18 protein-coding genes and 2 riboswitches are annotated in these 22,110 nt (G+C 66.4%); of the genes, 9 read left to right on the forward strand and 9 right to left on the reverse strand.

Annotated features, from left to right (window positions below; genetic code table 11):
- Positions 1 to 23: 23 nt before the first annotated feature.
- Positions 24 to 1,784, forward strand: a complete 1,761-nt coding sequence (locus KVP70_RS34840) for a methyl-accepting chemotaxis protein (protein ID WP_304515508.1) — start codon at positions 24 to 26, stop codon at positions 1,782 to 1,784.
- A gap of 158 nt (positions 1,785 to 1,942) precedes the next feature.
- The gene (locus tag KVP70_RS01630; protein WP_217940262.1) at positions 1,943 to 2,146 is read left to right on the forward strand and encodes a hypothetical protein; all 204 of its coding nucleotides are present in this window, start codon (positions 1,943 to 1,945) and stop codon (positions 2,144 to 2,146) included.
- Between the two features lie 51 nt (positions 2,147 to 2,197).
- Here the strand turns inward: KVP70_RS01630 and KVP70_RS01635 are convergent, their stop codons facing one another.
- Positions 2,198 to 2,758 (reverse strand): ATP-dependent Clp protease proteolytic subunit, encoded by a 561-nt coding sequence (locus KVP70_RS01635; protein WP_217940263.1) that lies wholly within the window; start codon positions 2,756 to 2,758, stop codon positions 2,198 to 2,200.
- A gap of 142 nt (positions 2,759 to 2,900) precedes the next feature.
- Positions 2,901 to 2,987: riboswitch (glycine riboswitch) on the forward strand.
- A gap of 40 nt (positions 2,988 to 3,027) precedes the next feature.
- Positions 3,028 to 3,145, forward strand: a riboswitch (glycine riboswitch).
- Positions 3,146 to 3,223: 78 nt separating this feature from the next.
- Here KVP70_RS01635 and gcvT point away from each other — a divergent pair.
- The 3 genes from gcvT (at position 3,224) to gcvP (ending at position 7,766) form a co-directional block, all read left to right on the forward strand.
- Positions 3,224 to 4,357, forward strand: coding sequence for a glycine cleavage system aminomethyltransferase GcvT (gene gcvT / locus KVP70_RS01640; RefSeq protein ID WP_217940264.1), 1,134 nt, complete (start codon positions 3,224 to 3,226; stop codon positions 4,355 to 4,357).
- 36 nt (positions 4,358 to 4,393) lie between these two features.
- Entirely contained in the window at positions 4,394 to 4,774 is a 381-nt protein-coding gene (gene gcvH, locus KVP70_RS01645) for a glycine cleavage system protein GcvH (protein ID WP_217940265.1), read from the forward strand.
- A 97-nt stretch (positions 4,775 to 4,871) separates the two neighbouring features.
- Positions 4,872 to 7,766 carry an aminomethyl-transferring glycine dehydrogenase gene (gene gcvP, locus KVP70_RS01650; RefSeq protein ID WP_217940266.1) on the forward strand — a complete coding sequence of 965 codons (2,895 nt, stop codon included), beginning with the start codon at positions 4,872 to 4,874 and terminating at the stop codon, positions 7,764 to 7,766.
- A 71-nt stretch (positions 7,767 to 7,837) separates the two neighbouring features.
- On the opposite strand, the gene KVP70_RS01655 is transcribed toward gcvP, so the two are convergent.
- The 3 genes from KVP70_RS01655 to KVP70_RS01665 all read right to left on the reverse strand — a co-directional run bounded on the left by KVP70_RS01655 (position 7,838) and on the right by KVP70_RS01665 (position 10,247).
- Positions 7,838 to 8,098, reverse strand: coding sequence for a DUF202 domain-containing protein (locus KVP70_RS01655; protein ID WP_217940267.1), 261 nt, complete (start codon positions 8,096 to 8,098; stop codon positions 7,838 to 7,840).
- A 73-nt stretch (positions 8,099 to 8,171) separates the two neighbouring features.
- Positions 8,172 to 9,800: a methyl-accepting chemotaxis protein gene (locus KVP70_RS01660; protein WP_217940268.1), complete on the reverse strand. Its 1,629-nt coding sequence runs from the start codon at positions 9,798 to 9,800 to the stop codon at positions 8,172 to 8,174.
- A gap of 9 nt (positions 9,801 to 9,809) precedes the next feature.
- Entirely contained in the window at positions 9,810 to 10,247 is a 438-nt protein-coding gene (locus KVP70_RS01665) for a cache domain-containing protein (protein ID WP_217940269.1), read from the reverse strand.
- Between the two features lie 88 nt (positions 10,248 to 10,335).
- Between KVP70_RS01665 and KVP70_RS01670 the strand changes: the two genes are divergently transcribed.
- The 3 genes from KVP70_RS01670 to KVP70_RS01680 all read left to right on the forward strand — a co-directional run bounded on the left by KVP70_RS01670 (position 10,336) and on the right by KVP70_RS01680 (position 11,918).
- Positions 10,336 to 10,665, forward strand: coding sequence for a DUF6677 family protein (locus KVP70_RS01670; RefSeq protein WP_217940270.1), 330 nt, complete (start codon positions 10,336 to 10,338; stop codon positions 10,663 to 10,665).
- A gap of 67 nt (positions 10,666 to 10,732) precedes the next feature.
- Complete coding sequence (locus KVP70_RS01675) at positions 10,733 to 11,143, forward strand: cupin domain-containing protein (RefSeq protein WP_217940271.1); 411 nt, start codon at positions 10,733 to 10,735, stop codon at positions 11,141 to 11,143.
- Positions 11,144 to 11,210: 67 nt separating this feature from the next.
- Positions 11,211 to 11,918 (forward strand): PA4824 family protein, encoded by a 708-nt coding sequence (locus KVP70_RS01680; protein ID WP_217940272.1) that lies wholly within the window; start codon positions 11,211 to 11,213, stop codon positions 11,916 to 11,918.
- Between the two features lie 10 nt (positions 11,919 to 11,928).
- Here the strand turns inward: KVP70_RS01680 and KVP70_RS01685 are convergent, their stop codons facing one another.
- Genes KVP70_RS01685 through KVP70_RS01695 form a run of 3 tightly spaced genes read right to left on the reverse strand, consistent with a single transcriptional unit; the run spans position 11,929 to position 14,625 of the window.
- Positions 11,929 to 13,362 carry a hypothetical protein gene (locus KVP70_RS01685; protein WP_217940273.1) on the reverse strand — a complete coding sequence of 478 codons (1,434 nt, stop codon included), beginning with the start codon at positions 13,360 to 13,362 and terminating at the stop codon, positions 11,929 to 11,931.
- Positions 13,359 to 14,234 carry an ABC transporter ATP-binding protein gene (locus KVP70_RS01690; protein WP_217940274.1) on the reverse strand — a complete coding sequence of 292 codons (876 nt, stop codon included), beginning with the start codon at positions 14,232 to 14,234 and terminating at the stop codon, positions 13,359 to 13,361. The genes KVP70_RS01685 and KVP70_RS01690 overlap by 4 nt, the downstream gene beginning before the upstream one ends.
- The gene (locus tag KVP70_RS01695; RefSeq protein WP_217940275.1) at positions 14,215 to 14,625 is read right to left on the reverse strand and encodes a GntR family transcriptional regulator; all 411 of its coding nucleotides are present in this window, start codon (positions 14,623 to 14,625) and stop codon (positions 14,215 to 14,217) included. The genes KVP70_RS01690 and KVP70_RS01695 overlap by 20 nt, the downstream gene beginning before the upstream one ends.
- Before the next feature lie 122 nt (positions 14,626 to 14,747).
- Here KVP70_RS01695 and xth point away from each other — a divergent pair, with 122 nt between their 5' ends.
- Positions 14,748 to 15,533, forward strand: a complete 786-nt coding sequence (xth, locus tag KVP70_RS01700; protein ID WP_217940276.1) for an exodeoxyribonuclease III — start codon at positions 14,748 to 14,750, stop codon at positions 15,531 to 15,533.
- A 131-nt stretch (positions 15,534 to 15,664) separates the two neighbouring features.
- On the opposite strand, the gene KVP70_RS01705 is transcribed toward xth, so the two are convergent.
- Together KVP70_RS01705 and KVP70_RS01710 are read right to left on the reverse strand one after the other, a co-directional pair.
- Complete coding sequence (locus tag KVP70_RS01705; protein WP_217940277.1) at positions 15,665 to 17,332, reverse strand: peptide chain release factor 3; 1,668 nt, start codon at positions 17,330 to 17,332, stop codon at positions 15,665 to 15,667.
- Between the two features lie 91 nt (positions 17,333 to 17,423).
- A complete protein-coding gene (locus KVP70_RS01710) occupies positions 17,424 to 22,082 on the reverse strand; it encodes a PilC/PilY family type IV pilus protein (protein ID WP_217940278.1) in 4,659 nt (1,552 codons plus the stop codon).
- Positions 22,083 to 22,110 lie beyond the last annotated feature (28 nt).

Here is a 22,110-nt window from a genome sequence, read left to right on the forward strand (position 1 = left end):
TCCGTCGCCAGCGAGACCCCGCCATGAAATTCCTGCACAACCTGGAAATCTCCAGCAAGCTGCTGGCCGCCTTCGCACTCCTGCTCGGCCTGACCACCCTGCTGGGTCTGAGCGCCTTGGCCCGCATGGGCCGTATCGACGACGCCTCCTCCGAATTGTCCGGCAAATGGCTGCCACAGACTATAGCAGTGCTGTCCCTGCGCAACGATTTGCAGGAAGTGCGCAAGCTGGAACATGTGGTGACGGGCGACAAAGACAGCATCGCCGACGCCGACCGCAAGCTGGCCGCGGCCCACGCCGCCCTGCGCGGCAATGCCGGCCAGCTGGCGCGCCTGCTGGCGGGGACGCCGCAACAGTCGCAAGGCGCGGAGCTGTTGCGCCTGGTCGCCGATTACGCCGCAGAACACGAGCGCATGATCGCCCTCGCCGCCGAGGGCAAAAAGGAGCAGGCGGCAGAGCTGCTCAAGGGCCGCTCGCAGCAAACGCTGGACGCGGTGAACGGCCAGCTCGACAAGCTGTTGGCGGCGCAGATGGCCGGCAGCCAGCAGGCGGCGCGCGCGGCAGACGAGCTGTACGAAGGCGCCCGCGTGATTACCTTGAGCACGCTGGGCATGGCGGTCTTCGGCGGCGCCTTGCTGGCGCTGTGGCTGGCCCGTTCGATCTCGGCGCCGCTGCAGCGAGCGATGCAGGCGGCGCAGCGCATCGCCGGCGGCGACCTCGGCACCCGCATCGGCGACACCGCCAACAACGAGACCGGCAAGCTGCTGCAAGCGATGCAGCACATGAACGACAGCCTGCTGGGCATCATCGGCCAGGTGCAGCAAGGCGCGCGCGCCATCGACGGCGCCGCGCGCGAGATCGCCGAGGGCAATCTGAACCTGTCGACCCGCACCGAGCAACAGGCCGCCTCGCTGGAGGAAACCGCGTCGTCGATGGAGCAGCTGACGGCCACCGTCAAGCAAAACGCCGAGCATGCCATGCAGGCCAACCAGCTGGCGCTATCGGCGTCCGCCGTGGCGCTGCGCGGCGGCGCCGACGTCGAACAGGTGGTGGGCACGATGGCGTCCATCAACGACAGCTCGCGCAAGATCGCCGAGATCATCGGCGTCATCGACGGCATCGCCTTCCAGACCAATATCCTGGCCTTGAACGCCGCGGTGGAGGCGGCCCGCGCCGGCGAACAGGGGCGCGGCTTCGCGGTGGTGGCCTCGGAAGTGCGCAACCTGGCCCAGCGCAGCGCGGCGGCCGCCAAGGAAATCAAGGAATTGATCGACGATTCGGTCGACAAGGTCGCGCGCGGCACGCAATTGGCCGACCAGGCGCGCAACACAATGGACGAAGTGGTCGGCAGCGTCAAGCGCGTGACCGGACTGATCGGCGAGATCGCCGACGCCAGCGCCGAGCAAACCGCCGGCCTCGAGCAGGTCAACCAGGCGGTGGCGGAGATGGACCAGGCCACCCAGCAGAACGCCGCCCTGGTCGAGCAGGCGGCCTCGGCAACGGCGGCGATGCAAGCCGAGACGGGCAAGCTGAGCGAGGCGATCGGCGTGTTTTCCGCCCAGGGCGAAACGGCCCCGGCCCCGGCCCTTGCCGCCGAGCTGGCCGCGCCGGCCAGCCGGATATCGCACGCCGACGCGGCCGGCGCGGGTGGACGGCGCCCGCCGTCGCCGCCTCGGCCGGAGCGAACCACGGCGCCCTCGGCCGCGCGCCGCCAAGCCGCGTCCGCCGCCCGTGCGCCGCTGAGCGGCCACAACAGCAAGGAAGTGGAATGGGAGGAATTTTAAGGGGCCAGCAAGGCGTACTCCTACACGCCACCAAGAGAAATTCCGATAGCGATCACCGGATCGAGCCCGCATCATTGCGATACCAAAAACGCGCCGGAATGCAAGCAACCGACGCGGTTCTGGCCAGCACGTTCTTTCACTTTCGCAAAGGAATAGACATGAGCTCGAATCAAAAAGGTGGCAGTAGCAAGCAAGGCTCGGATCAGGGCAGCAGCAAGCAGTCCGGTGGCCAGGGTTCGTCCGGCGGATCGCGCGGCAGCAGCAGCGGCGGCACCCAGGGCGGCACCCATGAGCAGCACGTGGAAGCCGGCCGTCAAAGCCACAAAAACGACGGCAAGCAATCCGGCAATAAAGACCGCTAGCTAGGCCAGCGCGGTCCCTGCGGCGCCGTCACAGGGCGCCGCACCCCCTCCTCAGATATTCGTCACGCGCTGTCCGCGCGGCGGCACGAAATCCTTCACCGCATTGACCATCCCCACTTTCAAGCCCTCGGCCGCCGTCAGGTGCAGGTCCGAGTACTCGTGGATATGCCAGTGCTCGTCGCTGAATTCCACGTGGTCGCGCAGGATCTGTTCGGTGCGGGCGTCGTCGGCCTGCAAGCCTTCGACGATGATGCGCAGCGCGTCCGGACGGGCGCCATGCGGCGCGCTGGCGTGCGACTTGTGCACCATGAAGCGCGCGGTGTCGCTGGCGTAGCGCTCGCCGCCGGCCAGGAACAGGATCACCGCGATCGACGCCACCGCGCCGGCGTTGTAGGTGATGATCTTGATCGGCAGCTTGCTCAGGTAGTTGTACAGGCAAATGCCGTCGCTGACATAGCCGCCGTTGGACTGGATCAGGATGTGGGCGGTGCTGATGCGGTCTTCGGTCATGTCGGCGACGGCGTCAAAGACGCGGCGCACCATGTCGCTGTTGACATCGCCGGACAGGGTGAACCACGCGTGGCCCTCGTAAGTAGTGGAATCTTGGCTCATGGCTGGGCTCTCGAATAAGTGTGATTTATTCTAGCAAATAGTTGTCTTTCGGGTCTTATTATTGCATTTCATTCGTGCGGCGCTCGCGCTCGCCTGAAACGGGCTGCAGATTGACAACAAGGTACTTCTGACATATATTCCCGAGTCTTGATCGGGAGAGGGCAAACCAGCTTTGCCGCCGAAGGGGCACTACCCAAAAACTCTCAGGCAAAAGGACCGATCAAGGGACCAGCGCGGCCGTCGGATGGATAATTCGACGGGATGCCAACTGGACCAACTCTGGAGAGCGGCCGCGGCGCAAGCTGGCGGCCCACCGAAGGGGCGCACGGGAACCAGGAGCCAAGCTCCTCCCGTAATCTCTCAGGTACCAAGGACAGAGGGGTCTGCGATCATTGTGGAATCAGCTTGTGTTGAGCGTTTCCTTGTATGTTCTGTTAACCCCTATTCGAATTGGACCGAGGAATTATGTCGCTTAAAGCCACCCCACTCAATAATGCCCACCGCGCAGCTGGCGCCAAGATGGTCGATTTCGGCGGTTGGGACATGCCGGTCAACTACGGCTCCCAGATCGAAGAACACAACGCCGTGCGCACCGACGTCGGCATGTTCGACGTCGCCCACATGTGCGTGGTCGACATCAAGGGCGACAATGTGCGCGGTTTCCTGCGCGGCCTGCTGGCCAACAACGTCGACAAGCTGCAAGTGTCCGGCAAGGCGCTGTACTCCTGCATGCTGAACCCGCAGGGCTTCGTCATCGACGACCTGATCGTCTACTTCATCAACGAGAGCTGGTTCCGCCTGGTGGTCAACGCCGGCACCGCCGAAAAAGACGTGGCCTGGATGCAGCAGCACAACGCCGCCACCAGCGCCGGCCTGACCATCACCCAGCGCCGCGATGGCGCCACCGCAGCTGGCTCCCCTATGGCGCTGATCGCCGTGCAGGGCCCGAACGCCCGCGCCAAGGTGTGGCAAGTCATTCCGGAATCGAAGGAAGGCACGGCCGACATGAAGCCGTTCAACGTCGCCTTCGCCCAGAGCGCCGCCTTCGGCGAGGCGATGATCGCCCGCACCGGCTACACCGGCGAAGACGGCTTTGAGATCGGCGTCGCCGCCGAGCAGGCCGAGAAGCTGTGGAACGCGCTGGCCGCCGCTGGCGTCAAGCCGGCCGGCCTGGGCGCGCGCGACACGCTGCGCCTGGAAGCCGGCATGAACCTGTACGGCCAGGACATGGACGAAACCGTCAACCCACTGGACGCCGGCCTGGCCTGGACCATCGACCTGGTCTCCGAGCGCGACTTCATCGGCAAGGCGGCGCTGCAGGCGATGGGCCAGAACGCCCAGTTCGTCGGCCTGATCCTGCGTGAAAAAGGCGGCGTGCTGCGCGCCCACCAAAAGGTGGTCGTAGCGGGCACCGACGCTGTCGGCGAGATCACCAGCGGCACCTTCAGCCCGTCGATGCAGCAGGCGATCGCCCTGGCGCGCGTGCCCAACGGCGTGGCCGTCGGCGACACCGTGCACGTCGAGATCCGCGACAAGAAACTGGCCGCGTCGGTGGTCAAGCTGCCGTTCGTGCGCAACGGTAAAATCCTGGCTGTTTAATTTCCGAATCACCCCATCACCCTTCTGGAGCCTTACATGAACATTCCTGCCGACCTGAAGTACACCGAATCCCACGAATGGGTACGCGCTGAAGCTGACGGCACCGTCACCGTCGGCATCACCGCGTTCGCACAGGACGCGCTGGGCGATATCGTCTTCGTCGAACTGCCAAAAGTCGGCTCCTCCTATGGCGCCGGCGACGACGCCGCCGTGGTGGAATCGGTCAAAGCGGCCAGCGACATCTACGCGCCGATCGCCGGTGAAGTCGTGGCCGTCAACGACGACGTGGTCAACGCGCCTGAGTCGATCAACGCCGATGCGTACAGCGCCTGGCTGTTCAAGATCAAGCCGGCCGACGCCGCCGCGATCAACGGCCTGCTCGACGCCGCCGCTTACGGTAAAACCACCGAAGCGTAAGCACCCCGCACGCCGGGGTCTGACCCCACGGGGTCAGACCCCAAAAGCACGGGGTGCGCGCGCCCCGTCCGTACTCTCCTTTCGGCCCTGACAAATCATGACCCGCTCCAGCCTGACCCAACTCGAAGCCCGCGACGCCTTCATCGCCCGCCACATCGGCCCTGACGCCGCCGAACAGCAAGCCATGCTGTCGGTACTCGGCTACGCCTCGCGCGCAGCCCTGATCGACGCCCTGGTTCCCTCCAACATCCGCAACCAAGGCGCACTGCCGCTGGGCGCGTATTCGCAGCCAATGCCGGAACAGGAAGCGCTGTCCAAGCTGAAAAAGATCGCCTCGAAGAACAAGGTGCTCAAGTCGCTGATCGGCCAGGGCTACTACAACACCGTCACGCCTGGCGTGGTGCTGCGTAACATCTTCGAAAACCCTGCCTGGTACACCGCCTACACCCCGTACCAGCCAGAGATTTCGCAAGGCCGCCTGGAAGCGATCCTGAACTTCCAGCAGACCATCACCGACCTGACCGGCATGGGCATCGCCAACGCCTCGATGCTGGACGAAGGCACGGCCGCCGCTGAAGCGATGACGCTGATCCAGCGCGTGGGCAAATCGAAATCGACGGTGTTCTACGTCGCCGACGACGTGCTGCCGCAGACCCGCGAAGTGGTCGAGACCCGCGCCAAGCCGCTGGGCATCGAAGTGAAGACCTTCCACCCGGCCGAACTGTCGGCCGTGGGCGAGTGCTTCGGCGTGCTGCTGCAGTACCCTGGCGTGAACGGCGTGGTGCGCGACTACAAGGCCGGCGTTGAAGCGGTCAAGGCCAAGGGCGCGATGGTGGTGGTCGCCGCCGACCTGCTGGCGCTGACCATGCTCACACCTCCGGGCGAATGGGGCGCGGACGTGGTGGTTGGTAACAGCCAGCGCTTCGGCGTACCGCTGGGCTTCGGCGGCCCGCACGCAGGCTACCTGTCGACCCGCGATGAATTCAAGCGCAGCATGTCCGGCCGCCTGGTCGGCGTCACCATCGACGCCCAGGGCAACAAGGCCTACCGCCTGGCGCTGCAAACCCGCGAGCAGCACATCCGCCGCGAAAAAGCCACGTCCAACATCTGCACCGCGCAGGTGCTGCTGGCGGTGATGGCGTCGATGTACGCCGTCTACCACGGCCCGAAAGGCCTGCTGCAAATCGCCCAGCGCGTGCACCGCTACACCGGCGTGCTGGCCGCCAACCTGAAGACGCTGGGCTACACCGTCATCAACGACACCTTCTTCGACACGCTGACCGTGGCCGTCAAGAGCGCCGAACAGCTGCATGCATCGGCCCACTCGCACGGCGTGAACCTGCGCGTGATCGACGCCACCCACGTCGGCGTATCGCTGGACGAGACCACCAGCCGCGAAGACATCGCGCTGTTGTGGACCGTGTTCGCGCATCCGGTCGGCGGCCCGGCCCACGGTCCGGACTTCGATGGCGTGGAAGCCGCCGTTGCAGAGGCCTTCCCGGCATCGCTGTCGCGCACCAGCGGCTACCTGAGCCACCCGGTCTTCAACCGCTACCACTCCGAAACCGAAATGCTGCGCTACCTGCGCAGCCTGGCGGACAAGGATCTGGCGCTGGACCGCACCATGATCCCACTGGGTTCGTGCACCATGAAGCTGAACGCGACGTCCGAGATGATCCCGGTCAGCTGGCCAGAGTTCTCGAACATCCACCCGTTCGCACCGGACGCGCAAACCGTCGGCTACCGCGAAATGATCTCGCAGCTGGAAGAGATGCTGTGCGCGCTGACCGGCTACGCCGCCGTCTCGCTGCAGCCTAACGCCGGTTCGCAGGGCGAGTACGCCGGCCTGCTGGTGATCCAGGCTTACCACCAGTCGCGTGGCGAAGGCCATCGCAACATCTGCCTGATCCCGTCGTCGGCGCACGGCACCAACCCGGCATCGGCCAACATGGTCGGCATGCAGGTGGTGGTGACCGCCTGCGACGCCAGCGGCAACGTCGACCTGGCCGACCTGAAGGCGAAAGCCGAACAGCACTCGAAGAACCTGGCCTGCGTGATGGTGACCTACCCATCGACCCACGGCGTGTTCGAAGAAGGCATCCAGGAACTGTGCGAGATCGTCCATGGCCACGGCGGCCAGGTCTACATCGACGGCGCCAACATGAACGCGCTGGTCGGCGTGGCGGCTCCGGGCTCGTTCGGCGGCGACGTATCGCACCTGAACCTGCACAAGACCTTCTGCATTCCTCACGGCGGTGGCGGTCCTGGCGTCGGCCCTATCGGCGTCGGCGCGCACCTGGCGAAGTTCCTGCCTAACCAGCGTTCGAACGGCTACATCCGCGACAACGCCGGCATCGGTTCGGTCAGCGCCGCGCCATACGGTTCGGCCAGCATCCTGCCGATTTCGTGGATGTACATCGCGATGATGGGCGCGGAAGGCCTGACCGCCGCGACCGAAACCGCGATCCTGAACGCCAACTACATCGCGCGCCGTTTGTCGCCGCACTTCCCTGTGCTGTACTCTGGCCACGACGGCCTGGTGGCGCACGAGTGCATCATCGACCTGCGTCCGCTGCAGGATGCCACCGGCATCAGCAACGAAGACGTGGCCAAGCGTTTGATGGACTTCGGTTTCCACGCGCCGACCATGAGCTTCCCGGTACCGGGCACGCTGATGATCGAGCCGACCGAGAGCGAATCGAAGGTCGAGATGGACCGCTTCATCGATGCGATGATCGCCATCCGCAGCGAGATCGCCAAGGTTGAAAGCGGCGAGTTCGACAAGCTGGACAACCCGCTCAAGTTCGCGCCGCACACCGCCGAGGTGCTGACCGCCGACAAGTGGGAGCGCAAGTACAGCCGCGAAGTGGCGGCCTACCCTGTGCCGTCGCTGCGCAAGCAGAAGTACTGGCCGCCGGTCGGCCGCGCCGACAACGTCTACGGCGACCGCAACCTGTTCTGCGGCTGCGCGCCGATGAGCGACTACGAGTAATTGACACGATGCGCGGTACGCCGCGCAGTCTGAAGAACGCAGACGAGCCAACTGGCCCGGCCTGCGTTTTTTTATGCCTGCGCCGCGCGCGCCAGGGCGATGCTGCCGATGATGAACAGCGCCAGCCAGGACAGGTGCCGGCCGCGCGTGAACACCAGCGGCAGCAGGCCGGCGACGATCAGGGTCCAACCCAGGGTGTGGGCGACGACGGCAGGTGTCAGTCGGTCCTGGGCCAGTTGGATCAGCAGCGCGGCAAAACCCCATAGCGCCACCGTGGTCTCGTGCCATACGAAGCGCAGCGTGCCGACGGTGAAGCTGGTGCCGCCCAGCACCTGAGGCAGATTAGTCAGTAACTCAATAGCAAAGTAACCATCACGAGCAGCGCGATGGATGTCCAGCGGAGACTCAATTGCGCACCGACGCCAGACGCAGGCGCACCACGCGGGGCGAGCCGTCGGGCAGTTTGGGGGGCGGCTCCATGCCTTCGTCCAGTTTGAACATCGCCACCGCCTCCGATAGATTGACCGCCTGCCGCTGCAAGCTCGATGCCGCGCTGGCGGCTTGCTCCACCAGCGCCAGCTTCTGCTGCGTCACCTGGTCCATCTCGACGATGGCCTGATGCATGCCCTGCAAGCCCTGCGCCTGCACCGCGCTGGCGGTGCTGACCTGGTCGATGATATCACCCACCTGCTGCACCGACGCCACGATCTCCGCCATGCTGCTGCCGGCTTCCTCCACCGAGCGGCTGCCGCCTTCGATCTCCGCCACCGACTCGGCGATCAAGGCCTTGATCTCCTGCGCCGCCATGGCCGATCGCTGCGCCAGCGTGAGCACCTCGCCCGCCACCTGCGCGAAACCCTCGCCATGCTCGCCCGCGCGCGCCGCCTCCACCGCCGCGTTCAAGGCCAGCAGATTGGTCTGGAAGGCGATGCCGTCGATGACGCCGACGATCTCCACCACCTTGCGCGAACTGCCGCGTATCGCCGCCATCGTCACCACCAGCCGCTGCACCACGCTGCCGCCGCGCACCGCGAAGTTGGTGGCGCAGCGTGCCAGCTGGTTGGCCAGTTGCGCGTTGTTGGCGGTCTGGGTAACGGTGGCGCTCAGTTCCTGCATCGAGCTGCTGGCTTCCTCCAGCGTGCTGGCCTGCGCCTCGGTGCGCTGGGTCAGGTCGACATTGCCCTGCGCGATCTCGCGCGAGGCCGTGTCGATCGACTGCGCCGACGCCAGGATGGTCTTGAGCGTCGTATTCAGGTTGCGGATGCTGGTGTCCAGCGCGCGCGATGTCTCGGCGATTTCGTCCCTGCCGTAGACCCGGTTCTTCACCGTCAGGTTGCCCTCGGCCAAGTCGATGGCGGCCGCGCCGATTTCGCTCACCTCCTTCAGCAGCGCCCGCCGCACCGCCATCGTCACCAGCAGCGACAGCGTGATCGACAGCACCACCACCGCCGGCATCACGGTCGACAGCGTCCGGAACTCCGCCTCGGCGTCGTTGTAGGCGCGTGCGCTGAGCGCCTCCTCCAGCCGCGACAACTCCGCCAGCCGCCGCGCCACCACGTCGAACGCCCGCTCGGCCTTGGACATGGCGTTGGTCGCCATCGATTGATCGGCCATGCTCAACTCGATGACGTCGCCGACCGCCTTCACGTACAGCGCGTGCGCCGCCTGCGATTGGGCGACGAAACGGCGCTCGGCCGGATCGCCCTGGGTCGCCATCTCCAGCTGGGCGAACTGGCGGTCCAATATGGCGTGGCGGGCGTGGATGTCGCGCACCAGCGCATCGATGCGCGCCGGCGAGAAGCTGGCGTTGATCCAGGTGAGCAGCTGGTAGATCTCGGTATGCGCGCGGTTGGCGCACGCCACCAGGTCGGCCGCCGCCTTGAGCCGCACGGCGCGCTGTTGCACCAGGTCGTCGAGCCGGTGGTTTTGCCTCACCAAGCCGACGAAGGCGCCAGCCGACAGCGCGATCAACAGGATCAGCACCACCCCAGGCGCCAGCAGCAGCTTGGGCCCTATCCGCAGTTTGCTGAGCATGTCCACGGCTTAGTGCTTGTAGATGCCGGCTTCCAGCGAGACGTCACCGACCCGCAGCACGTAGGTGCTCTTGGCCTCCACCTTGCCCGTTTGCGGATTGCGGAACTTGTAGTCGACCCAGCCGGAGCCCTTGCCCTTGGCCAGCGCCAGCATCTCCTGCCGGAACGGCTTGCCGTCGGCGTCCGGCACGTCCAGCAGGTTCTTGCCGATCAACGCCGTGGTCGGATGGGCGACGGTGATGCCCTCCAGGTCGCGCATGGCCAGGTACAGCGTGCCCTGGTTGAATTCCGGGTCCTTGCGGTTGATGCGCGCGATCATCTCGGCCTTGCCGTGCGCGCGCATGAACTGCGCCCCCTTCTCGGCCAGCGCGACCGCATCTTTCTCATTGGGGGCGGCGTGCACGCACACAGAACACAACAACAGGGCAATCCCGAATAAAGCGCGCATGATTCACTCCGGCAGGTAAGATGTTGTAATCTACGCCGCATGCAACGGCGCAATCTTGCGCTTAGTCAAGGCCAACCACAGGAAGTTCATGAAAGCATCGATCAAGGCAGCGCTCATCTCGGCGCTGGTGTTTCCCGGACTGGGCCACCTGGTCCTGCGCCGCGGCGCGCGCGGCCTGCTGTTCATCGTGCCGGCGCTGCTGGCGGCCGGCTACCTGCTGCGCACCACGCTGGTGCTGGCCGATACCATCGTCACCGAAATCAACAGCGGCAAGCTGCCGCTCGATCCGCTGCTGATCGTCGAGCGCGTGCACAGCGCCGGCGTCGACAACCCGGCCACCAACCTGGCGGCGCTGGTCTGCATCGTCTGCTGGGTCGGCTCGGTGCTTGACGCGCTGTGGCTGGGACGCCACCGCTAGCACAGCGCAAAGGCGTACAATCGGCCGGCGCCCTCCCGGCGCCGCCACATACCTGAAAGGATGCGCCATGCCACCTGTCTCGTTCGCCCGCCACGCCCTGCCCGCCATCGCCGCCCTGCTGCTTGCCGTGTATGGCGGCGCCGTCCAAGCTCAAGCCTCCGGCATCCACCGCACCGTGGTCAAGAAAGCCGACGTCTCGGTGCCGGGCCGCGAGGCGGTCGTCGCCAGGGTCGAAGTGGACCCCGGCGCCACCGCCGGCCGCCACTCCCATCCCGGCGACGAGATCAGCTACGTGCTGGAAGGCGAAGGCGAATTGCGCATCGACGGCGAGGACCCGCGCCGGGTCAAGGCCGGCGAAGCCTTCGTGATCCCGGCCGGCGCCATCCATGACGCCATCAACGTCGGCAACGTTCCGCTCAAGCTGGTCGGCGTGTACGTGGTCGAAAAAGGCAAGCCGCTGGCCACGCCGGCCAAATAGTGTCATCACGATTTCATCTGGCGGCGCTACAGTGCTCATTTACGCCCTCGTTGAAGACTGAGCACCGATGACCTTTGCGCCCCTCCAGGCCCGCGCGGCCGCTTGCGTGCTGGCGGCCAGCCTGCTGGCCTGCCCCGCGACCCACGCCGGCCGCCCGATGACGGTCGACGATGCCGCCATCGCCGCTCCCGGAAGATGCCAGCTGGAGACCTACGCCCTGCATGCCGACCACTTGGCGGAATACTGGGCCACGCCCGCCTGCAACGTCGGCGGCGATTGGGAGTTGGCGCTCGGCGGTGCCTGGGCCGACGATACCGCCGGCCCGCGCAGCCAGACCACGCATCACTTCCGGCTGCAGGCCAAGACCGTGTTCAAGCCACTGGAAACCAACGGCTGGGGCCTGGGCCTGGTGCTGGCCGACTATTTCCGCGCCGGACGCGGCGGCGACGGCGACCTGTCGATCAATGTGCCGCTCAGCATCTCATTGCGCGACGACGCCGTGCTGCTGCATCTGAATGCCGGCATGATGCATGCCGAGACCGGCCGCCGGCACCACGCCACCTGGGGCGGCGGCGCCCAGTTCAGGCTGGACGAACGCCACAGCCTGACGGCAGAAGTCTACGGCCGCCAGCACAGCGGCTCGAACTACCAGTTCGGCATCGCCCGCGCGCTGATCCCGGACCGCCTGCAACTCGACGCCACCTGGGGCCAGCGCCTGGCGCGCGGCGGCGGCGAACCGGTGGCCACGGTGGGACTGGTGTTCCAGTCCCGCTAACGAACAGGCGTCAGGCCAGCAAGCGGCCGGCCGGCAGCACAGCCGGCAACGCCATCAAGCGTTGCCAACGCCGGCGCAACACCAGCAAAGTCACCAGCACGACGGCGCCGCCGATCCAGAACAGCGGCAACTCCGGAAAGTCGTTCTCCGCCGCCAGCGCGACCAGATAGGCCACCATCGCCACAAACGTCCAGGCCACCGTCGTCATCTGGCTGTGCGATACCGGCGTGGCCGCATAATCCCGCAGCAGGAGGCAGGAAAACGGCAGCAGCAGCGCCGCCAGCAAAAAGGTGGAGCCGTAGATCCTCGGCGCGCCATGCAACAGCATATCGACCAGGAAGGCGGCCGCGCAGGCCAGCAGCCACACGCGCAGAAAACGCGTCAACAAGGCCGATCCCAGCATGCGGTTGACCTGGGCCGCGACGGGCGCGCGCGGCGCCAGGAAAAACAGCGCCTGCTCCGCGCCGTGACGGCTTGCGCTCTTGAGCAGGTCGGCCGCGTACAACACCACCGCCACCAGCAGACAAATCTGCATGACGAAGGTGCGCATCATCTGGCGCACGGCCAGCGCATCGTCGCCGGCGTGCAGCAGGACGCCCGCGGCCACCGCCGTCACCAGCAACAGATAGACGAGGTAGCCGCCCTCGTAGGCGGTCGGGCCCAGGGTGTGCATCAACATGCGCGCCGGCCTGGCGCCGGTCTGGCTGTCGCGGCGCAGCGCGGCGCTGTAACCGAAGCGCAGCAGCATGCTGAAGCGGTTGCGGGCGCCGGCATCGTCGGGCTTCAGCAGCCCACCCTGTAGCCGCCGCGCCAACGCGACGTTGCGCGAGTACCAGGCCCAATGACGGTCCCCGCCGCGCGGGAACACCAGCTGTATGCCGGCCGCGCCCAGGATGGCCACGGCGATCATGCCCATGCCCGCCAGCGCCGGTTCGCCCATCGGGGCCAGGCTTTGCCACAGCGCTGCCAGCCACTGCTTCAACGACAGCGCCCCCAGGATGATCACAGTGGGCAGGAACGCCAGCACCATATAGCGCTGCGCGTACAGCATGTAGCAGAAAAACGCCCCGGCGCCGACCAGCGCGTAGCCGGGATGACCGAACACCGCCGCCGCCATCGCCGCCACCGCCAGCCCGCCCGCCGAGAACAGCACCACCGTCAGCACGATCAGGCGCCGCCGCAGCTGCGGCACCAGGCAGGCGTAGGCCGGGTGATTTTGCTGCACGGCGCTTTTCAGGTAGGCGCCAGACCACATCACAATCAGCATCGTCGACATGCCGAGCGGCGCTTGCCACGCCAGCTCCATGTGTGACCGCAGGCTCAATACCAGCAGCGCCACCACCAAAGCGCCGAGCGCCAGCAAGGCGCTGATGCGCACCATCATGCGGTTGGCACAGCGGTCGCGCACCACCTGCAGCAGCAGTTGCGTAGTGGCGCCGTTCATTTGGTCACCTCGACGAACAAGTCTTCCAGGCTCAGGGTTTCCACCCGCAGATCCGGGCCGGCCCGCAGGTCGGCCGCCTCCTGCCCGCTCAGGCGCGCCAGGATGCTGACGCCGCCGCTGCGGTCCTGCTGGCGGCGGATCTCGTCGCGGAACTGCAGGCGCGCCAACGCCGCCGCCGAGCCGGTGATGCGGTGCGCGCTTTCCAGCAGCTCGTCCAGCGGCGCCTGCAGCGTGATCTTGCCGCCCTGGAGGAAAGCCACGTCCAGCGCCACCCGCTCCAGGTCCGACAGGATGTGGGTGGAAAAGATCACCGTCGTATCGCGTTCAATCACGCCGTCCACCAGCTCGTGCAGGAAGTCGCGGCGGCCGACCGGATCGAGGCTGGCCACCGGCTCGTCCAGCACCAGCAGCCTGGGATCGTGCGCCAGCGCGCGGATGATGGACAGGCGCTGCTTCTCGCCGCCGGACAGACGGCCGATCTGTTTGTGGCGCGCCTCGCCGCCGAAACCCCAGCGCTCCAGCAGGCCGGCCACCTTGCCGGCGTTCCAGTGCGGGTAGAGGGCCTTGAAGTAATCCAGCATCTGCAACGGCGTCAGCCACTCGAACAGCTCCGACTTCTGCGGCACATAGCCGATCCAGCCGCGCACCTCGTCGCCCAGCTGCGTGGAGGGCTGGCCGAACAGCGTGCTGGCGCCGGCGTCGGCTTCGCGCAGGCCAAGCAGGCATTCGAGCAGTGTCGATTTGCCGGCGCCGTTGCGGCCCAGCAGGCCGATCACCTTGCCGGGCGCGATGTCCCAAGTCACGCCCTGCAACACCTGCTGGCCGCCGAAGGATTTATGCAGGTTGGCGATATTAACAATCGATGGTTTCATCAGGTTCTTCCTTGAGGATTTTGTTGAACAGGGCAAGTACGGCATCGGGATCAAGCTCCAGCTGGCGCGCCTCCGCGACCGCCCGTTCCAGCGTGGGGCGCAACAGGGCCTCGCGTTCACGGGCGCTGTGCACCCTGCGCTCGGCCACCAGCATGCCGATGCCGCGGCTGCGCGACAGCAGGCCTTCGGTCTCCATCATGTTGTAGGCCTTGGACACGGTCATCGGATTGACGGCCAGCGCCAGCGCCACCTCGCGCACCGACGGCAGCACGTCGCCCGGCGCCAGCACGCGGGCGGCCAGCAGGCGGCGGGTCTGCTCGATCAGCTGGCGATAGATCGGCTCGGACGAACCGGTCGCGATCGAGTACAGGGTGGCGGTGTGGGAGGTCATCGTTTTGTATCGGTGTATTAGTTGACCAATACATTAATCCACAAAAACCGCTTTGTCAACGCTTTATCAAATGCGTGCGGCGCCGCACGGTGGCGCCGGAGGGGGCTGCGCATACTGGGCGCATGCGCATCGCCACCTTCAACGTCAACGGCATCGGCAGCCGCCTGCCCGCCCTGCTCCAGTGGCTGGACCAGACGCGGCCGGACGTGGTTTGCCTGCAGGAGCTCAAGGCGCCGCAGGAAAAATTTCCCGAGGCGGCCATCAACGCGGCCGGCTACCAGGCGCTCTGGCACGGCCAGAAGAGCTGGAACGGCGTCGCCATCCTGGCGCGCGGCCAGCTGCCGGTCGAGGTCGGGCGCGGGCTGCCGGGCGACCCGGACGACGCGCAAAGCCGCTACATCGAGGCGATGTTGAACGGCGTGCTGGTGGCCGGCCTGTATCTGCCCAACGGCAATCCGGCCCCCGGCCCCAAGTTCGACTACAAGCTGCGCTGGTTCGAGCGCCTGATCGCCCACGCGGCGCAGCTGATCGACAGCGGCGCCGACGCGGTGCTGGCGGGCGACTTCAACGTCATGCCGACCGAACTCGACGTCTACAAGCCGGAGCGCTGGGTGGACGACGCGCTGTTCCGGCCCGAAGTGCGCGCCGCCTTCCAGCGGCTGCTGGCGCAGGGCTGGTGCGACGCGCTGCGCACCATGCATCCGGGCGTAACGATTTATACCTTTTGGGATTACTTCCGCAACGCCTACGCGCGCGACGCCGGCCTGCGCATCGACCACCTGCTGCTCAGCCCAGGGCTGGCGCCGGCGCTGAAGGCGGCCGAGGTGGACCGCGCGGTGCGCGGCCGCGACAAGCCCAGCGACCATGCGCCGGTGTGGGTGGAACTGGATCTGGAGGGCGGACCATGACGGAACAGAAATGGCCGCAGTGCGCTCGACCGCATTAGGAAGGGGTCAAGTCTGACATTCGGACACGAGCTCTGCTGTAACCAGAGGCTACGGCAGAGCTCGTGTCCGAATGTCAGACTTGACCCCCGGTGTTACACCAGCTTGGCCGAGTGCTCGCGGGTGGCGTGGAACTGCAGCTTGGGCCAGCGCTCCTGCGTCAGGCGCAGGTTGACGCCGGAGGTGGCCAGGTAGGCCAGGTTGCCGGCGGCGTCGTAGGCGACGTTGTGGCCCAGCGCGTCCTCGAAGTCCGACAGCGCCTTCTTGTCGTCGCTCGACACCCAGCGCGCGCTGCTGATGCTGGTGCCTTCGAACACGGCGTCGACGCCGTATTCGTTCATCAAACGGCTGGCGACCACTTCGAACTGCAGCACGCCGACCGCGCCCAGTACCAGCTCGCCGCCCTGCACCGGCTTGAAGACCTGCACCGCGCCCTCCTCGCCCAGCTGCTGCAAGCCTTTGTGCAGCTGCTTGATTTTCAGCGGATTGCGGATGCGCACCGAGCGGAAGAAGTCCGGCGCGAAGTAAGGAATGCCGGTGAAGGTCAGCAGCTCGCCCTCGGAGAACGAATCGCCGATCTGCATATTGCCGTGGTTGGGCAGGCCGATGATGTCGCCGGCGTAGGCCTCTTCCACCTGCTCGCGCGAGGACGCCATGAACGTCACCACCGACGACACCTTGATCTCGCGACCCAGGCGCAAGTGCTTGACCTTCATACCGCGCTCGAAACGGCCGGAGCACACACGCAGGAAGGCGATGCGGTCGCGGTGGGCTGGGTCCATATTGGCCTGGATCTTGAACACGAAGCCGGTGAACGGCTCTTCCTTCGGATCGACCGAACGCACGGTGGCGTCGCGCTCGCGCGGCGCCGGGGCCCAGTCGACCAGCGCCGACAGGATCTCGCGCACGCCGAAGTTGTTGATCGCGGAGCCGAAGAACACCGGCGTCTGCACGCCGGCCAGGAACTGCTCCAGGTCGAACGGATGCGAGGCGCCGTGCACCAGCTCCACTTCCATCTTCAGCTGGTCCATCTCCAGCGGGAACATCTCCACCAGGCGCGGGTTGTCGATGCCCTTGATGATCTCGAAGGCGCCGTCGGCCTTTTCCTCGCCGGCCTTGAACAGCATGATGGTGTCGTTGAGCAGGTGGTACACGCCGCGGAAGTTCTTGCCCATGCCGATAGGCCAGGTCACCGGCGCGCACTGGATCTTCAGCACCGATTCCAGCTCGTCGAGCAGCTCCAGCGGATCGCGGGTTTCGCGGTCCATCTTGTTCATGAAGGTGACGATCGGCGTGTTGCGCATGCGGCAGACGTCGAGCAGCTTGATGGTCTGCGCTTCCACGCCCTTGGCGGCATCGATCACCATCAGCGCCGAGTCGACCGCCGTCAGCACGCGGTAGGTGTCTTCCGAGAAGTCCTGGTGGCCGGGGGTGTCGAGCAGGTTGACCACGTGGTCGCGGAACTCGAACTGCATCACCGACGAGGCGACGGAAATGCCGCGCTGCTTCTCGATTTCCATCCAGTCGGAGGTGGCGTGGCGGCCGCTCTTGCGCGCCTTGACCGTGCCGGCCATCTGGATCGCGCCCGAGAACAGCAGCAGTTTTTCCGTCAGCGTGGTCTTACCGGCATCCGGGTGGGAAATGATGCCGAAGGTGCGGCGACGCTGGACTTCACGTGCGATCAGGGCCGGGGTCCTGGCGTTGGCCGTGGTGCCGGCGTCGTCGTTATTCTCGGGTGTTACGTTTTCGATATCGTTGACCATTTGTTCGCGATCTGAGGCGGGGCTGCAAAACCCTCGATTTTACCGATAGTTGGCCCCGCCGTGTGAACTGTTTGCCAGCACCTCCCCCGCTTTACTCCCCTTTCACCCTGCGCCAGCCCGTGCGGTGGGCGTCGGCCGAGATCTGCTCGGACAGCGGCGAGGTCTTGTTGGTGCCGTCGGCCAGGGTGGTGATCATCTTCAGCTGGCCGTTCGGCAGGCGGATGATGATGAAGCCGACCGCCGCCGAGGTGTTCGACAGGGTCGCCCCCACCGGGTGGCCGCCGATCGCCTGGCCGTTGCAGACGTTGACCTGGTACAGGTTGCTCGAGCCGCCCACCGAGCAGGCCGACGACGAGGATGGCATATTGGTCACCACGTTGGCCACGCCGCTGACGATCTGCGGGTCCAGGTTCATGCGTTCGCCGGCGTTGACGGTCCAGTCGAAGTACCAGCCGTCCCGGGACGTCAGGTCGACCGGGTTGCTGGTGATCTGGTAGGTGTTGATGTTGCTGCTCGAGCCGAGCAGGCTCAGGGTCTGCTTCACCATGGTCGAGCCGCGGATGTCGGTGATCTGCGCGGGGCCGTCCTTCAGCACGTACAGGCTCTGCACCGAGGTGTCGGAGGTGTCGGGCACGTCCAGCAGGCGCCCGGTGCCGAACAGCACCACCCGCTTGCCGCTGGTGGTGGTGGTGCTGACGCCGTCGACGGTCGAGCTCACCTGCACCGCGCAGGTGGTCACGTCCGGACGGGTGGTGATCGGCTTGTTGACGCCGGCGTTGCCCAGCATGCTGACCGAGATCGCGCCGGTGGACGCGCTCAGGTCGAAGCGCCACAGCTGCCCCAGGTTGTCGCCGCCGTAGATGAACTGGACGCGCGCATCGGCGCCCGGATCGTCGCTGATGGCGGAAATCTTGGCCAGGCCGGACGGCGTGGTGGTGTCGCCCGAGCCGGTGCTGATCTTGGCGATCCGTTCGCCGGTGTAGGCGTCCAGCACGTACAGATAGCCCACGCCGGTGCCGGTGCCGACGCCGTCGGTGCCGGGCACGTTGTTGTAGCCGGAGGTCAGGAACACCACCCAGCGGCCGTCGGCCAGGGTGCCGAACTGCGGATTGCCGAAGGTCAGGCCGAGGTCGCCGTCGCTGAGCGGGCAGACGGCGGGGTCGGCGCAGAATTCCCAAAGCTGCTTGGGATTGCTGGTGTCGGTGATGTCGAGCGCGTAGTAGCCGCGGCCGCCGCCGTTCAGGCCGGCCACCAGCACGGTGTGCCAGCCATCGGCGGCCTTGACGTCGGCCACTTCCGGCGAGCCGTCGGTGGTGAACTGGTGGTTGGTGCCGTAGGTGGTGCTGGCCAGCGCGTACAGCTTCTTCATCGTGATGCGCGGCACGTAGGCCCACAGCTCGTCGCCGGTGGCCGAGGCGAAGGCGTGCAGCATGCCGTCGTTGGCGGCGGTGAACACGGCGCCGCTGCGGTAGTCGTGACTGGTCGGATTGCCGTACTTGTCCTTGAAGGTGGCGTAGGCCGGGTCGGCGTAATCGTTGCGCGGGTCGCGCACGAAGGCCGGCTTGGACGAGGCGATATCGCCCAGCACGATGGGGATGGGCCCCGCCGCGCCGGCCGGGGTGTTGAGCGTCGGCGTGTAGGCGCGGAACAGGCTGTCGTCGGCGAACTGCTGCTGGCCGCGCAGGTAGTTGACCAGGTTGGCGCCGTCGTTGACCAGCGCCTTGTCCGACGCCGACAGCAGCACGCATTGCGACAGCGCGGTGCACTTGTTGGCGAACCAGCCGGAGGCCGGCCCCTTCATGTTGTCAAACAAGAACAGATCCGGGACACTGGCGAGCGCGCCGCTTGGGTTGTACATGTAGATGGTGCGGCTGTCGCTGCTGTTGCCGACCTTCTTGCCCAGCGTGTCGCTCGTGGTCCAGGTGCTGGTGGTGCCGACGCTGCCGTCGGTACTGTCGATCTTCTTGTCCGACAGTTCGCCGTACCACTTCACGGTGGTGAAGGTGTCGGAGAAGATATCGTTGTCGGTGAGCGTGATGTTCGGCGTCGACGTGGCGGCCGCGGCGGCCGCGCCGATGTGCACCTGCATATTCGACAGCGCCTCGCTCAGGCCGCCCACCACGTCTTTCGGGTCCTGGGCGCTGAAGTACTTGCCGTGGCCGTTGATGGCGGCGTGCCACAGGTCGTCGACCCGCTCCTGCACGGTGCTGGCGGTGTTGGCGACGTCCGGATCGGGCCAGACATAGGCGCCGCCGCTGTTCCACGGACAGCCGCTGGTGGCCGCCGTGATCAGGTTGTAGAAGTCGCCGCTGGTCTTGGGCGCGGTGTCGTAGTTCGGCTCATAGGTCATCACGCCGTCCACGCCCAGGCCCAGCGTGTAGGTGTTCATGTGCAGGTGGGTGTTCTCGCCGCCGGCCGCCGGCACGGAGCCGGGCTTGCTCATGTCCGGCTCCAGCGCCGGCCGCAGCGACACCGTGGTGGTGCTGGAGCCGCCGTTGTACCAGTGCAGCGCCACGTCCGAGATGGACGGCTGCGTCTGCGCCCGCGCGTCGACGCAGCCGCGCGCCTGGGTGCAGAAGCGCGCGGGATTCTCGAGGTTGTCGTTGTTGACCACGTTGGCGGTGGAGTTGCCGTTCCAGTAGCCGTCGGTGGTCAGTATCATGAAGTTCTGCTGGCACGGGTACTGCACCACTTCCTGCCCGGCCGCGTAGTTGTACGGCGTCAGGTTGCCGAACATGCGGCCGACGTTGTCCATCGCGGCGCGGATCGGCGTCGAGCCCGAGGTGGTGGTGTTGTACAGCGTGGTGTACCAGCTGGCGCGGGCGCTGCCGGTGAAGTCGGCCGGCTTGAGGTCGATGGCGGCGCTGGCGCCGGCGTTCGACAGCTTGACGTAGCCGACCTTGTAGTTGGCGGTGATGGCCGCGAACGCGATGCCGATCGAGCTCTTCATCATTTGCAGGCGGCTCTTGTAGTACACATACCAGTTGGCGAAGTTGTTCATCTCCTCGGCATAGGTGCAGGTGGCGCCGGCGCAGTCGGTGCGGTCGGCGGCCTTCGGGTAGGTCTGGCCGCTGACGATGTTGACCCGCACGAAGGGATTGGGCGCGCCGGAGCCGGCCGTCAGCGCCGTGGTGCTGGTGGGAATAGTGTCGTTGACGGCGGCCACGTAGCCGGTGGAGCCGGTCTTGGTCCAGTTGACCGTGTTCTGGTTGTCCATCGTGAAGGCGCTGATGGTGGCGGTGTTGTCGGTCGAGGCCCAGTTCAGCAGGCAGACGCTGGTGGCGGTATAGCCGGACGGGCAGTTGCTGTTGTTGCCCAGGTAGGCCTTGATGGTGCCGGCGGTGCCGACCTTGGCCACCAGGGCCGCGGCGATCTGGGTCGGGGTCTGGCTCTTGCCCAGGCTCAGGTAGGTCGGCGTGCTGCTGGAGGTGCCGCCGACCAGCACGGTGCCGGCATAGCTGAGGTTTTTCAGGATGGCGGTCAGCGACGACGAGGTGGCCGTGCCGGTGAAGCTGACCACCGCCCTGGCCGGCGCGTAGGCCGTCACCGCGACGGTCGGCGAGGTCACCGCGATGCCCCAGCCGGCGCGGGTATTGTCGGCGACGGTGACGCAGTTGGCGACGGTGACGCTGCCGGTGCAGCTGACCGGCACCACCGCCACCAGGTTGTCGGCGCCGAGCGTGATGCCGAACACGCTGCAGGCGGGCACCGTGGGCTGGCCGGTCGGGGTCTTGACGCAGGCGTAGTACAGGCTGGTGGACGCGGCGCCCTTGCCGACCGAGGTGGCGATGATGTTGGCGGCCAGCGCGCTGGCCAGCGTCTGCTGCTTGATCAGGCTGTTGGTGCCGGTGGTGGCGGTGACGGTGGCGTTGGTGACGGTGGTGCTGCCGTTGACCACCACGCTGCTGATGCCCAGCGAGCTGGCCGTGGCCGAGGCGCCGATGGCGATGGTGCCGTAGGAGGCGGTGGCGCCGGCCGGCTTGGAATAGCCGGGGTAGATGTAGCTGCCCACGCGCTTGCCCTGGCACTGGGTCAGCAGCTTGTCGCTGCACCAGCGCACCTTGGCCGGCACCGGATAGCCGGACGGCGCGGTGGCGCCGACCGCGGTCGAGACGCAGGTCTTCATGGTGTCGTCGGTGCAGAACTGGCCGACGCCGATGGTGTAGTAGTACGGGCCGGTGGTGATCGCGGTGGCGGTCTGGTAGGTCGCGTCCGGGTAGGTGTAGCTGGCGGTGTTGAACTGGCAGGTGCCGCCCGAGCACCACTTCAGGTCCGGGAAGCCGGTCACCAGGTTGATGTTGGCCGTCACCGTGTTGCCGGCCAGGTCGGCCTTGTGGGCGCCGAAGCCGTCGCCGCTGACCGAGGTCCAGTTGGTGGTGTTGGCGGCGTTCTGCTCCGGATAGTAGGTGCCGTCGGACTTGATCGGCACCAGGTAGCGGATCTGCGGGTTGTAGTACTGCTTGTTGAAATCGGGACTCATGAACGGCGGATGGCCGACCGCGCAGGCGGTGATGCCGGCCTGCAAAGTGGCGGCGCTGCGGCACAGGTTGTCGTTGACGTAGTCCGGCGTGTAGGTCTGGTCCATCGAGCCGGAGTTATCGAACAGCAGCATCAGGTTGGGCTTGACGGTGCCGGTGCCGGTGATGTTGAGCAGCGGCACCTGGGCGATCTGGGTGGTGCCGGCCAGCGCCGCCTGCGCCGCGGCCAGGCCAAGGACCAGGCCGGCCAATGTGGAAGTAAGCTTGTTCATGATGGTTCCATTCAAAAAGACGACGGCC

The organism is Duganella violaceipulchra (genome assembly GCF_019166075.1).
GTDB lineage: Bacteria > Pseudomonadota > Gammaproteobacteria > Burkholderiales > Burkholderiaceae_D > Rugamonas > Rugamonas violaceipulchra.